Raw genomic sequence first — 13,341 nt, 5'->3', positions numbered from 1 at the left:
CTGGGTATCGTGTCGGCGACAGTCCCGGCTCACGATGAGGACCACCCGATGGAATTCCGTACCCTGGGGCGCACCGGCATGCAGGTCAGCCCGTTGTGTCTGGGCACGATGATGTTCGGCGCGTGGGGCAACACCGACCACGACGAGTCCGTGCGGATCATCCATGCCGCGCTGGACGCCGGGATCAACATCGTCGACACCGCCGACATGTACTCCCAGGGTGAGTCCGAGGAGATCGTGGGCAAGGCCCTGGCGAACGGGCGGCGCGACAAGGTCGTGCTGGCCACCAAGGTGCACAACCCGATGGGCGAGGACGTCAACATGCGGGGCAACTCGCGCCGGTGGATCATGCGGGCCGTCGAGGACAGCCTGCGCCGGCTGCGCACCGACCACCTCGATCTGTACCAGATCCACCGCCCCGACCCGCGCACCGACATCGACGAGACGCTCGGCGCGCTGACCGACCTGGTCCGGCAGGGCAAGATCCGGTCCTTCGGCAGTTCCACGTTCCCCGCGCACGAGATCGTGGAGGCGCAGTGGGTCGCCGAACGCCGCGGCCGGGAACGCCTCGCCACCGAGCAGCCGCCGTACTCGATGCTGACCCGGGGCATCGAGGCCGACGTGCTGCCGGTCGCCGGGAAGTACGGCATGGGCGTGCTGACCTGGAGCCCGCTCGCGGGCGGCTGGCTCACCGGCGCCTACCGCAAGGGGGCCGGCACCCCGGACACCCACCGCGCCCGGTACGGCTACATGCCGGAGAAGTACGACGTCACGTACCCGGGCAACGCGGCGAAGCTGGCGGCCGCCGACGCCCTCGCGCAGCTCGCCGACGACGCCGGTCTGTCGCTGGTCCACCTCGCGCTGGCGTTCGTGGCGGCCCACCCGGCGGTGACCGCGCCGATCATCGGCCCGCGCACGATGGCTCAGCTGGAGTCGCAGCTCGGCGCCGCCGACGTGGTGCTCAGCGACGAGCTGCTGGACCGCATCGACAAGATCGTCCCGCCGGGCAGCACGCTCGCCGCCGACGACGCCGGCTACGTCCCCCCGGCACTCACCGACGCGTCCCTGCGCCGCCGCCGGCACTGAGCCGGGGGCCTCAGCACCGGCTAAAGGCCCCGGGCCTACCGCGGCGGATCAGCGCGATCGCCGACACCAGGATCGCCGGGGCCGCGGCCATCGCGAAGCACGCGCTCAGCGGGAAGTGCCCGAGGAGCAGCCCGATCGCCGCCGTGCCACCGGCGTTGGCGAGGTTGAACGCCGTGTTGACCCAGGCCCCCGCCCGGGTCCGGGCGTCCGGCGCCGCTCGTTCGTCGGCGAGCAGGTAGGCCGTGGTCAGCGCCGGTGCGACGACCACGCCGGCGAGGGCGGCCGTGGCGGCCAGCACGACGAGGTCCGCGGCGGCGCCGGAGACCGCGAGCAGCACGCCCAGTGCGCCGACGAGCAGCGGGAGCCGGATCCGGCCCGGCGACCGCCAGGTCACCGCGCCGTACGCGAGGCCGCCGGCGGCGCTGCCCACGGCCAGGGCCGCCTCGATCCAGGCCACCGCCGCGAGGTGCCCCCGCTGGTCGGCGAACGCGACCACGAGCAGGCCCAGCGCGCCGAGGCACAGACCCACCGCCGCGGACATCAGGATCGGCAGGAGCAGCCCCGCCGCCGGGCGCGCGGAGGCGGTGCCCGGCCGGGCCGGCCGGGCGGTCAGCGGTGCGCCGGACAGGGCGAGGCTGCCGGCCAGGACGAGGGCGGCGCTGACGGCGACGCCCAGGGACGGGTTGACCAGGGCGGTGAGCAGGCCGGCCAGCAGCGGCCCGGTGACGTACAGCAGCTCCTCGGCCACCGTGTCCAGGGAGAACGCGCGGTGCCGGAGGTCCCGGCCGGCGATCAGCTCGGTCCACAGTGCCCGCATGACCGGGCCCAGCGGTGGGGTCAGTGCGCCCGCGGCCACGGCGAGGGCCCACAGCAGCGTCACCGGGGTGCCCGGGCGCCAGGTCAGCGCCGCGATCGCGGACAGCAGCGCGGCGTACCCGATCGCCATCGGGAGCAGCGCCCGGCGCAGGCCGTGCCGGTCGATGAGCAGGGCCCGCAGCGGTGACAGCACCGAACTGCTGAGACCGAACAGGGCCACGAAGAACCCGGCCGTGGCGTACGAACCGGTGGCCCGGGTGACGGCGAGGGTCAGGGACAGGAAGACGATCCCGTACGAGAGCCGGCCCACCAGGGCGGCGCCGAACGTGCGGGCGGCGAGTGGGGTGCGCAGGACAGCAGCGTAGGAAGAAGGCATGACGATTCCTCGGAAGAGACGGCACCGGACACGGCGCCGCTGGGTGGAAGGGGCGGCTGCTCGCCCCTACGCACGGAGGAATGACATGCCGAGGATCTTAGAGCAAAGCCTGTCGCAGGATCTCCAGGCCGCGGTCGAGGTCACGGTCGGCGATCACCAGGGGTGGCAGAAGACGCAGGACGTTGCCGTACGTGCCGCAGGTGAGCACCAGCAGCCCGGCGTCATGGCAGGCCCGGGCGACCGCGGCGGTGCGGGCCGGGTCCGGGTCGAGGGTGCCGGGGTGGACCAGTTCGATCGCCAGCATCGCGCCCCGGCCGCGGGCCTCGGCGATCCCCGGGTCGCGCAGGGCCGTCAGGGCGGGCAGCAGGCGGGCCTCGATGGACCGGGCCGCGGCGTTCAGGTCCAGCTCGCGCATGGTCTCGATGGCGGCGAGGGCGGCCGCGCAGGCGATCGGGTTGCCGCCGTAGGTGCCGCCGAGACCGCCCGCGTGCACCGCGTCCATCAGGTCGGCCCGGCCCACCACGCCGGCGATGGGCAGGCCGCCGCCCATGCCCTTGGCGGTGGTGACGAGGTCGGGTTCGAGGGCTTCGTGCTCGGCGGCGAACCAGGAGCCCGTACGGCAGAAGCCGGTCTGGATCTCGTCGGCGATGAGGACCGCGCCGGCGGTGCGGGACCAGGCGGCCAGCGCGGGGAGGAAGCCGGGGGCCGGGACGACGAAGCCGCCCTCGCCCTGGACGGGTTCGATGAGCACCGCGGCCACGTTGCCGGCGCCGACCTGTTTCTCGATGGTGTCGACGGCCCGGGCCGCGGCCTCGGGGCCGGAGAGACCGCCGTCGCGCAGCGGGTAGGACATGGGGACGCGGTAGATCTCCGGGGCGAACGGGCCGAAACCCTGTTTGTACGGCATGTTCTTCGCGGTCAGGGCCATCGTGAGGTTGGTGCGGCCGTGGTAGGCGTGGTCGAAGACGATCACCGCGGGGCGGCCGGTCGCGTGGCGGGCGATCTTGACGGCGTTCTCGACCGCCTCGGCGCCGGAGTTGAACAGGGCCGCCCGTTTCTCGCCGGCGCCCGGGGCCAGGTCGATGAGCTGCTCGCAGACCGCCACGTAGGACTCGTAGGGGGCGACCATGAAACAGGTGTGGGTGAAGCGTTCCGCCTGGGCGCGGACCGCCTCGACGACCCGGGGCGCGCTGTTGCCGACGTTGGTGACCGCGATGCCGGACGCGAAGTCGATCCACTCGCGGCCGTCGACGTCGCGCAGGGTGCCGCCGCCGGCCGTGTCGACGTACGACGCGATGACCGAGCTGACCCCGCGCGCGACGGCGGCCGAGCGGCGCTTGTGCAGGTCGGCTGAGGAGGTCACGCTCACTCCCCCGTGTAGTGCATGACGTGCTTGACCCGGGTGTAGTCCTCCAGGCCGTACACGGAGAGGTCCTTGCCGTGCCCGGAGTGCTTGAAACCGCCGTGCGGCATCTCCGCGACCAGCGGGATGTGGCAGTTGACCCAGACGCAGCCGAAGTCGAGGCGCCGGGTCATCCGCATGGCCCGGCCGTGGTCGCGGGTCCAGACGCTGGAGGCGAGGCCGTATTCGACGCCGTTGGCCCAGCGGACCGCCTCGTCCTCGTCGGTGAAGCGCTGCACGGTGATGACCGGGCCGAACACCTCGTCCTGGACCAGCTCGTCGCCCTGCCGCAGCCCGGCGACCACGGTGGGGGTGTAGAAGTAGCCGCGCTCGCCCTGCCGGGTGCCGCCGGCCTCGACGGTGGCGTGGCCGGGGAGACGGTCGAGGAAGCCGCTGACGCGCGCCAGCTGGCCGGCGTTGTTGAGCGGGCCGTAGAGCACGTCCTCGTCGCCCGGGGCGCCGGTGCGGGTGCCCTTGGCCTGCTCGGCGAGCGCGGCGACGAAGTCCTCGTAGACGCCCGGCCCGGCCAGCACCCGGGTCGCGGCGGTGCAGTCCTGCCCGGCGTTGAAGTAGCCGGCCTCGGCGATCCCGGCGGCCGCCGCGGCGATGTCGGCGTCGTCGAACACCACGACCGGGGCCTTGCCGCCCAGCTCCAGATGGGTGCGTTTCAGGTCGGCGGCGGCGGAGCCGGCGACCTCCATCCCGGCGCGCACCGACCCGGTGATCGACACCATCTGCGGCACCGGGTGCGAGACCAGCTCGCGGCCGGTGTCCCGGTCGCCGGTGACCACGTTGAACACCCCGGCCGGGAAGAACTCGGCGGCGATCTCGGCCAGCAGCACCGAGGTGACCGGCGTCGTGTCGGACGGTTTGAGGACCACCGTGTTGCCGGCCGCCAGTGCGGGCGCGATCTTCCACACCGCCATCATCAGCGGGTAGTTCCACGGGGTGACCTGCGCGCAGACGCCGACCGGCTCGCGGCGCACGTAGCTCTCGTACCCGGCGAGGTACTGCCCGGCGGAGCGGCCCTCGAGCAGTCGCGCGGCGCCGGCGAAGAACCGGATCTGGTCGATCGCGGGCGGGAGCTCCTCGCTGGCGGTCAGCCCCAGCGGCTTGCCGGTGTTGCGGGACTCGGCGGCGACGAGCTCGTCGGCCCGGGCCTCGACGGCGTCCGCGAACTTGAGCAGGGCCAGCTGGCGCTCGGCGGGCGTGGTGTCGCGCCAGCTCTCGAACGCGGTGGCGGCCGCCGTCACCGCCCGGTCGACGTCCTGCCTGCCGGAGACCGGCGCGCTCGCGAAAACCTCCCCGGTCGACGGGTCTATCAGGTCCGCGTAGCGCCCGTCCACCGGCGCGGCGGCGGCCCCGCCGATAACGTTGTGCAGCACGGTTTTGGCGGACATCCGGCCTCCTGATGAAGCAGATCACTGGTCGCAGGCCCATCCTTCCACCGAATCCGCAGCTGACAAGATGTCGGTGATCGCTCTCTTCCACGGAGGCCGTTGTGAGTATCAAGCTCGGATACCAGATCCCCAGCTTCACCTACCCCGGCGTGCCGGTGACGGCGTTGTTCGACACGGTGATCGCACAGGCCAGGGAGGCCGAGGCGTCGGGGTTCGACACCGTGCTGGTGATGGACCACTTCTACCAGCTGCCGGGCATCAACACGCCGGACAACCCGATGCTCGAGGCGTACACGACGCTCGGGGCGCTGGCCACCGCCACCTCGACGGTGCAGTTGTCGACGCTGGTCACGGGTAACACGTACCGGAATCCGCCGTTGCTCGCCAAGACCGTGACCACGCTCGACGTGATCTCGAAGGGCCGGGCGCTGCTCGGCATCGGGGCCGGCTGGTTCGAGCAGGAGCACGACGACTACGGCTTCGAGTTCGGCACGTTCACCGACCGGTTCGAGCGGCTCGAGGAGGCACTCACCATCATCACGCCCATGCTCAAGGGCGAGGAGCCGACCGTCGACGGGAAGTGGTACAAGGTCCGGGGCGCGATGAACAACCCGCGGCTGCGCCCCACGATCCCGATCATGCTGGGCGGCAGCGGGGAGCAGAAGACGTTCCGGCTGGCCGCGCGGTTCGCCGACCACATGAACATCATCTGCCCGCGGGCCGAGCTGGGGCACAAGGTCGCGGTGCTCAAGCAGCGCTGCGAGGAGATCGGCCGTGACCCGGCCACCCTGCCGACGACCTGGCACGCCACGGTCGTGATGGCCGAGACCGAGGCCGAGGCCGGGACGCTGGTCGCCACGCTGCCCGAGGGCCGGCGGGCACTCGCCGTCGCCGGCACGCCCGAGCAGGTCGTCGAGACGTTGCGGCGGGACGCGCTCGGCCAGGGCGTCGACGGCATCACCCTCAACATGATCCCCAACGGGCACGTCCCCGGCGCGGTATCGATGGCGGGAACGGCCCTGAAGGAACTGTTCGCGTAGGCCCTAGACTCGGCCGGGTGTCCACCCCTCCCCTGCTCCTGGTGCTCGACGGCAACAGCCTGCTGCACCGGGCGTACCACGCGGGGGCCGGCGAGGGGTGGCTCGACCAGGACGGGCGCCCGGTGTGGGCGCTGCGCGGGCTGGTCGGGTTCATCGCCCGGGCCGCCGCCTACCTGCGACCCGACGCGCTGATCGTGGGCTTCGACTGCCCCGACGACTCCGCGCGCCGGGCCGACTTCCCCGGCTACAAGGCACACCGCCCGGCGAAGGCCGCCGACCTGGCCGAACAGCTCGCCGGGGCCCCGGAGCTGCTCACCGCCGCCGGGATCCGCACGGTGGTGCCACCCGCGTACGAGGCCGACGACGTGCTCGCCAGCGCGGCTGCCGCGGCCCGTACCGCCGGGTGGCGTTCGGTGTTGATGACCAGCGACCGGGACTCGTTCGCGCTGATCGACGACCACACGTCGGTGCTGCGGATCCGCAACGGCGGCCTCGACGAGGCGGTGCTGGTCGACCACGCCGGGCTGAGCGAGCTGTGCGGGGTCGAGCCCTGGCAGTACCGGGACTTCGCCGCGCTGCGCGGCGATCCGTCCGACAACCTGCCCGGGGTACGCGGTTTCGGCGAGGCCACCGCGGCCAAGCTGCTCGCCGCGTTCGGCTCGATGGACGCGGTGTGGATGGCGCTGGACGGGGGTCAGGAGCACCTGGTCCGCGAGGTCGTCGGGGCGAGAGCCACCGGCCGGCTGCTGGCCGACGGCGTACGCGAGACCGTGGAGCGCAACCAGCGGCTCATGCGGATGCGCGCCGACCTGCCGGTGCCGGAGCTGTCCTCGACCCGGTTGCCGCTGAACCTGGCGACGTTCCGGATCGCGCTGCGGGCCCGCGGCATCAACCTGGGGCCGTCGTTGTGGGCGCTGACCGGCGGGGTGCCCCCGCAGCGTGACCCGGAGCCGCGCGACGAGGATCCGATCCCCGACCTGCGGCCGTGGGTGTTCCGCAAGAGCATGACCGCGCGCCGCGACCCGACCCCCGGTCAGCTGTCGCTGTTCTGACTCACCGTGCGCAGGTCCAGGCTGTGGCGTACGAACGTGTCGAGGTTGCCGGTGGACCACGACAGCACGCCGTTGCGGTAGGCGATCTGGCCGGCGTCCGGGCTGATCCGCACGGTGCGGTGGGTGGCGATCTCGTACACCAGCAGTTGCGCGTTGCCGGTGAGCTCGGAGTTGGCGCCGATCGTCACGAAGACCTGGAAGCGGCCCAGCGGGGCCACGTCGATGATCTCGGTGGCCGCGGTGTCGCCGGCGACGTCGACGCGCTCGCTGCCGTCCGGGCGCATGAGCTCGATGCGGCTGTAGCCGTCCTCGTCCAGCGACACCACCTGGCACCACGCCGGACTGCAATCGGTTGCCGCCTTCCGGGTGCCCGTGATCGGCACGTCCGTGCCGGTGGTGACGTTGCGCAGCGTGGTGGCACCGGTGGTGCTGGTGACGCCGTCGACCAGCCAGGGCCATCCGGCCAGGCGCCACGAGCCGGGCTCGGTGCGGACCTCCACCGGTCCTCCGCCCGGGGCGGCCGACCGCAGCTCGGTGACGTTCGCGGCACCCAGCGCGACCCAGCGCAGCCGCCCCTCGGCGATGCTCAGGTCGTTCTCGGAGCGGTAGAAGCGGACCTGGCCGACGTCCGCGGTCACCAGATGTGCGGTGGGGTCCGCCGCCCAGAGCCGCAGGCCGCCGGCGTCGGTGCGCTCGAACCAGGCGAGCAGGCCGTCCGCGCCGGCCGCCGGGCTCTGGAACGACGGGTTCTGCGCGGCGGGCAGGCTCCGCAGCACCTGGGTCCGGCCGTCGGCGCCGCGCTTCAGCAGGCGCAGGGATGTCCCGTCCGCCGACGGCGCGGTGCCGACCGACGTGCCGGCGTCGAGGAACAGCGCCGGTTCGTAGGCGGTGCCGTCCGGCAGGGTCGCGGGCAGCGTGGCCTTGCTCGCGGCCGGCCAGGCCAGCGCGAGCGACGACGGGGCCGCCGCCCGGCCCGGCGCGGCGGGCGGCAGCGCCAGCAGCAGCGCGCCCGCGGCGAGGGCGGCGATCAGACCGGCGGATCCCCGCAGACGACGTACTCGCACGACAGGAGTACGCACGCCGGGGCGCCGCGGTTCACCCCGCCAGGTACCGGAGCAGGTCGTGGACCAGGAAGACCGGCCAGACGAGCGCTTTCAGGATGCCGAGGACCCCGGCCCAGAAGCCGGTCGCCGCGCCGATGTAGTAGACGAGTGCGCCGAGGATGCCCAGGCCGTACACGGCGTCACCGCCGCCGCGCCTGGTCCCCCACGTGCGTGTCTCTGCCATTGTCATGATCCTTTCGGGGCGAGGTGCCGGGCCAGGAAACGTTCGACGGCGGTGTAGTAGGTCTCCCGGTTCTCCGGCCGGGTGAGACCGTGACCCTCGTCGGAGAAGAGCAGGTACTCGTGCGGCACCCCGTTCGCGCGCAGGGCGTCGACGATCTGCTCGGCCTCCGCACGGGGCACCCGGACGTCGTTGGCACCCTGCGCCACCAGCACCGGGATGGTGATGTCGCCGGCCCGCGACAGCGGCGAGCGCTCCCACAGCATCGCCGCCTCGGTCTCCGGGTCACCGACGTTGGCGTGCATGAACGCGGTCAGCGGGGTCCGGTACGGCGCCCCGGCCGCCAGCATCGTGAGCAGGTTCGACGGGCCGCACAGGTCGACCGCGCAGGCGAACACCGACGGGCTGAACGCCGCGCCGGCCAGCGCCGCGTAGCCGCCGTACGACAGCCCCATGATCGCCACCCGGGCCCCGTCCACCGCCCCGGTGCCGGTCAGGTGGGCCACCGCGTCGAGCAGGTCGGTGTGCATCGCGGCGCCCCACTGCTTCGCGCCGAGGTTGCGGAAGTGCTTGCCGTACCCGGTGGAGCCACGGAAGTTGACCTGCACACAGGCGTACCCGCGGTCGGCGACCCACTGGGCCTGTTCGTCGAAGCCGAACCAGTTGCGGGCCCACGGGCCGCCGTGCACGTCGAGGACCGCCGGCAGGTCCCGGCGCTCGCGCCCGGCCGGCCACGTCACGTAGCCGTGCACCGGCACCCCGTCGCGGGCGGTGAACGCGAACGGTTCCATCCGCGCCAGCTCATAGTTGTCGAGCTCGGGCTGGTGGTTGAACAGGTACCGCAGCTCACCGGCCGGGCGGTCGTACAGGTAGTAGAGGATCGGGCCGGCCCCGGTCACCACGGTCAGGGTCCAGAGCCGGTCGGTGCGGTCGGTGCGGTCGGCGTACACCTCGGCGTCGAGGCCGCGCAGCGCGAGCTCGGCGCGGATCCGGGCCAGGTCCTTGGCGAGGTCCTCGTCGAGCAGGAGCCACTCGTCGCGGTCCCCGGCCACGATCACCGCCTGCGGCCGGTGGGTCAGCGGGTCCAGCTCCACCTGGCGGATGTCGTGCGCCGGGTCACCGGCGACGAACGTGCGCTCCCCGGTGGCGACGTCGACGGCGTACAACTGCCCGGCGTCGGTGCCGATCGAGGACATCAGGTAGATCGTCTGCCCGTCGCGGGCGAACCCGGCGACGCGGGTGGTCATGACGTCCTCGTACGGCACCTCGAGCCACGTCGCGCCGTCGAGGTGGACGGTCGTGCCGCCGTCCGGGCGCATCGTGGTGCCGCCGCGCACCCGCAGGTCGGTGTCGATGATCCAGCTCAGGTATCCCGGGTTCTCGGCGACCATGGTCAGCTCGCCGGTGGGCAGGTCGAGCGCGTACACGTCGTGCAGGTGCGGGCGGTCGCGGTTCAGCCCGATCAGCACCGTCGTGGGGTGCCAGCGGTTGTGCGCCAGGATCCGGGCCTGGATCCCGGGGAACGGCGTGGCGCAGCGCTCCGCACCGGTCGCGAGGTCGACCAGGTAGATCCGCCAGCCCTCGTCACCGCCGTCGTCGCGCAGGTAGAACAGCGTCCGGTCGTCGTGGCAGACGCCGTACGTGCGGATCCCCCGGCCCCGGTCCCGGGTCACCGCGGTGGCGGCCTCCGGGTCGCCGACCGGCGAGGTCCACACGTTCAGGACGCCGTCGTCGGGTGCGAGGAAGAACAGCCGGGTGCCGTCCGGGGAGACCTCCGGTCTGAGGTACGCGGGTGCGGCGAACAGCAACGGGAGCGGGATCACCGGTGGGTCCTCCAGTCGGACAGGCACGGGAACTGGGCGACGGCCTCGTCGGTGCTCAGCGCGGGCTGGGCGCGCCCGGCGGGCAGCCCCACGGGTGGCCCGCCGGCCAGGGTCTGGACGTGGAACATCGCGCCGATGAGGGCGGGCGTGAGCGCCAGGGCCCGCCGCGGTGCGGGGGCCGGCGGGCGGTCCTGGTCGACGGCCATCCGCCAGGGCAGGTCCACCTCGGCGGCGACCGCGGCCTGCAGCCCGGCGTGCGGACCGGTGCTCGCGAGCTCCCGGGCGAGGCGGCGCACGCTCAGCGCGGCCACCGACATGCCGTGCGAATAGACCGGGTTGGTCGACGACAGCGCGTCACCCAGCACGAGCAGACCCGCGGTGGGAGAGCGCCGTTCGAAGAAACGGCGGCGGTTGGCGGTGCCCCGGTACGGCCGGACGGCGCCGTCCGGTGCCGCGGCGGCCAGCAGCTCGGCGAGGATCGGGGAGGCCAGGCCGGCGGTGGCCGCCTCGAACCCGGGTGCGTCGGCGGGTGGCACCCGCTCCCGGGACCCGGTCAGCGTGACGATCCACCGGCCGTCCTCGATCGGGAACAGCGTGGCGCCGTACCCGCCCCGGGGGTGCAGCATGATCGCCGGCATCGCCGCGGTCAGGCGGTCGGGCGCCCGGTAGACCCGGGTCGAGTACGCGAACCCGGGGTCGACGGTCCGCTCCTCGACCGGGGCACCGCCGAGCTCCGCCAGCCAGCGCGGGGCCCGGGAGCGCCGCCCGGTCGCGTCGACCACGAGGTCGGCGCGCAGCGGGGCGGCCCGCCCGTCCGGCCCGGCGACGACGGCCCCGGTGACCCGGCCGGCGTCACCGGTCAGGCCCAGCACCCGGGTGTCCTCCCGCACGGTGACCGTGGTGCCGGCCAGCGCCCGGCGGCGCACCACGTGGTCGGTGAGCCACCGGCTGCACGAGATCACGAACGACCCGGTCTCGTGGCGCCGGAACCAGCCGGCGTCGCTGAGGATGAGCGCGTCCCCGGTCAGCCCGCGCCGGTGCGCGCCGTGCGCGGCCAGCTCGGCGAGCGTGCCGGGCAGCAGTTCCTCGAGGGCGCGCGCGCCGCCGGTCACCAGCACGTGGTTGTGGTGCGCCTGCGGCAGGCCGGCCCGCACTCCCGGGTGCCGCGGGTAGCGGTCGCCCTCCACGAGGACGACCCGGTCGAAACCCGCGGTGAGCACGCGGGCCGCCAGGACGCCGGCGAAGCCCCCGCCGAGAACGACCGCGGTGCTCATCTCAGGCCGGGACCTTCTCGTCGAGCATGCCCTGGGCGAGCATCGACGCCAGGAACGCGTCCACGTCGGAGCGGATCCGGGCGCCGACCGCGGCGTTGCCGGCGCCGAACACCAGCGACAGCCGGGTGATCACGTCCTCCCGGTCGCCGCCGTCGGCCACCAGCACCCAGATCTGGGCGGCGGTGCTGTTCAGCGTCCGGAATTCCCCGGTGTCGGTGTGGTACAGCGAGACACCGTCGGCGGTCTCGTTCCAGATGACGCTGTCACTGATGTGCAGGGACATTCTCGGACCTCCTCGGGACCGGCATGATCGGGATGAGTTCGCCGGGCCGGATCGCCGGCACCGGCTTCGGGACGTAGGAGCGCCACTGGTCGTGCACCTCGTGCACGGCGTCGCCGGAGACCATCCGGGGCATGGTCATCTCCTGGTCGTGCGCGGCGATCTCGGCGCGGCTGACGCCGGCCTCCTGCCAGAGCTGGGTGACGACGCCGTGCCGCAGGATCCGGCAGTAGTGCCGGTCGTTGCTGCGCAGGTCGCCGGAGAGCGACATGTGGGTGGCCCGGCAGCCGCCGCCGCAGTTGGCCTTGATGTAGCACTTGTCGCAGTCGGCGTGGAACTCCCCGCCGTACACCGTGCTGCGGCGCATCGCGCCGAGCACCGGGCCGGCGAAGATGTCGGTGAGCCGCTTGCCGCGGATGTTGCCGGCCAGTTCCGGGCGCCCGGTGACCAGCTTGCACGGGTACACGTCACCGAGGGAGTTGATGTAGATCTCGTTGCCGCCCATGCCGCAGTTGCCCTTGACCGAGCACGGGCTGACCGGCCGGGGGCCGTCGGGGCGCAGCTTGCTGGCGATCGGCGAGGTCCAGACGAGCTGCTGGACGCGCAGGTGGTCGGCCCACCCGAAGTCGTACTCGTCGGAGGCGCCGCGGCCCAGCTCGTTGTGGTTCATCAGGCGCACGCTGTGCACCTCGAGACCGTCGACGAACGCCGCGAAGTCCTCCAGCTCGTCGATGTTGTCCGAGGTCATGATGTGGTTGATCCGCGGTACGACCCCGGCCTTGTTCAACATCTGCAGGGCCTTGTACGTCTTGGCGAACGCGCCCGCGCCCCTCGTACGGTCGTGGGTCTCGGCCGTGCCGCCGTCGACGCTGACCGTGACCGCGTCGAACAGCTCGGCGAAGCGGTCCGCGATCGCCTGGTTGCGGATCATCGTGGCGTTCGTGATCACGTTGACCAGCAGACCCACGCTGCGGGCGTGCTCGACGACGGTGAACAGGTCCTTGCGCAGCATCGGCTCGCCGCCGGTGAACACGATGGTCCGCGCGCCCAGCTCGGCGATCTGCGTGACCAGGTCCATCGACTCGGCGGTGTTCAGCTCGCCGGGCAGGCACTTCTCCGACGACGCGTAGCAGTACGGGCAGCGCAGGTTGCAGCCGTCGGTGATCGCGTAGTAGGCGATGTCGAGCGGGGCCTCGCTGACCGTGATGGCCGGGCGGTGGCCGTTGAAGTAGACGATCCAGTTGAGGATCAGCTTGGCCAGTGCCTTCTCGGTCTCCGGTGCCGCCTCCAGCGGCTCCCGTTCCCCGGCCGCCAGGGCCCGCAGGATCCGGAACTCGGCCGGGGTCAGCAGGCACCGGGCGCCGACCCGGGGGTTGATCACGAGGTGGTCCTCGCCCTTGACGAAGTAGGTCAGGTCCTGCGGCACCTCGAACAGGCCGCGGTTGCGAACCAGGTTCCCGCGCATCGACGCCTCCCTTGCATTGCGACTTGTGCTCCGGTCCGGTGCG

12 protein-coding genes are annotated in these 13,341 nt (G+C 72.9%); 3 read left to right on the top strand and 9 right to left on the bottom strand.

Going from position 1 to position 13,341, the window contains the following annotated elements:
• The first annotated feature begins 48 nt into the window (after positions 1-48).
• Positions 49-1,086 carry an aldo/keto reductase gene (locus ACIA6A_RS35910; protein WP_396102484.1) on the top strand — a complete coding sequence of 346 codons (1,038 nt, stop codon included), beginning with the start codon at positions 49-51 and terminating at the stop codon, positions 1,084-1,086.
• Between the two features lie 10 nt (positions 1,087-1,096).
• Here ACIA6A_RS35910 and ACIA6A_RS35905 read toward each other — a convergent pair whose 3' ends face one another.
• The 3 genes from ACIA6A_RS35905 to ACIA6A_RS35895 form a co-directional block, all read right to left on the bottom strand.
• On the bottom strand, positions 1,097-2,278 hold the full coding sequence (locus ACIA6A_RS35905; RefSeq protein ID WP_396102483.1) for an MFS transporter: 1,182 nt from the start codon (positions 2,276-2,278) through the stop codon (positions 1,097-1,099).
• Between the two features lie 97 nt (positions 2,279-2,375).
• Complete coding sequence (gene gabT / locus ACIA6A_RS35900) at positions 2,376-3,641, bottom strand: 4-aminobutyrate--2-oxoglutarate transaminase (protein WP_396102482.1); 1,266 nt, start codon at positions 3,639-3,641, stop codon at positions 2,376-2,378.
• 2 nt (positions 3,642-3,643) lie between these two features.
• Complete coding sequence (locus ACIA6A_RS35895; protein WP_396102481.1) at positions 3,644-5,080, bottom strand: gamma-aminobutyraldehyde dehydrogenase; 1,437 nt, start codon at positions 5,078-5,080, stop codon at positions 3,644-3,646.
• Positions 5,081-5,181: 101 nt separating this feature from the next.
• Here ACIA6A_RS35895 and ACIA6A_RS35890 point away from each other — a divergent pair, with 101 nt between their 5' ends.
• Positions 5,182-6,120: an LLM class F420-dependent oxidoreductase gene (locus ACIA6A_RS35890; protein ID WP_396102480.1), complete on the top strand. Its 939-nt coding sequence runs from the start codon at positions 5,182-5,184 to the stop codon at positions 6,118-6,120.
• 17 nt (positions 6,121-6,137) lie between these two features.
• Complete coding sequence (locus tag ACIA6A_RS35885) at positions 6,138-7,172, top strand: 5'-3' exonuclease H3TH domain-containing protein (protein ID WP_396102478.1); 1,035 nt, start codon at positions 6,138-6,140, stop codon at positions 7,170-7,172.
• Here the strand turns inward: ACIA6A_RS35885 and ACIA6A_RS35880 are convergent.
• Genes ACIA6A_RS35880 through stsB form a run of 6 tightly spaced genes read right to left on the bottom strand, consistent with a single transcriptional unit; the run spans position 7,154 to position 13,298 of the window.
• Entirely contained in the window at positions 7,154-8,236 is a 1,083-nt protein-coding gene (locus tag ACIA6A_RS35880; RefSeq protein ID WP_396102477.1) for a hypothetical protein, read from the bottom strand. The two genes, ACIA6A_RS35885 and ACIA6A_RS35880, sit on opposite strands and share 19 nt — an antisense overlap.
• Before the next feature lie 31 nt (positions 8,237-8,267).
• On the bottom strand, positions 8,268-8,459 hold the full coding sequence (locus ACIA6A_RS35875; protein ID WP_396102476.1) for a hypothetical protein: 192 nt from the start codon (positions 8,457-8,459) through the stop codon (positions 8,268-8,270).
• Positions 8,460-8,461: 2 nt separating this feature from the next.
• Positions 8,462-10,279, bottom strand: a complete 1,818-nt coding sequence (locus ACIA6A_RS35870) for a S9 family peptidase (protein ID WP_396102475.1) — start codon at positions 10,277-10,279, stop codon at positions 8,462-8,464.
• Positions 10,276-11,553, bottom strand: a complete 1,278-nt coding sequence (locus tag ACIA6A_RS35865; protein ID WP_396102474.1) for an NAD(P)/FAD-dependent oxidoreductase — start codon at positions 11,551-11,553, stop codon at positions 10,276-10,278. The genes ACIA6A_RS35870 and ACIA6A_RS35865 overlap by 4 nt, the downstream gene beginning before the upstream one ends.
• 1 nt (position 11,554) lies before the next feature.
• On the bottom strand, positions 11,555-11,836 hold the full coding sequence (locus tag ACIA6A_RS35860) for a PqqD family protein (RefSeq protein WP_396102473.1): 282 nt from the start codon (positions 11,834-11,836) through the stop codon (positions 11,555-11,557).
• A complete protein-coding gene (stsB, locus tag ACIA6A_RS35855; protein WP_396102472.1) occupies positions 11,817-13,298 on the bottom strand; it encodes a StsB family radical SAM/SPASM domain sactipeptide maturase in 1,482 nt (493 codons plus the stop codon). Before stsB ends, ACIA6A_RS35860 begins: the two co-directional genes overlap by 20 nt.
• Positions 13,299-13,341: the final 43 nt, after the last annotated feature.

This window comes from Actinoplanes sp. NPDC051494 (assembly GCF_044454705.1).
Taxonomy (GTDB): domain Bacteria; phylum Actinomycetota; class Actinomycetes; order Mycobacteriales; family Micromonosporaceae; genus Actinoplanes.
This window is presented reverse-complemented; position numbering and strand designations above follow the sequence as displayed.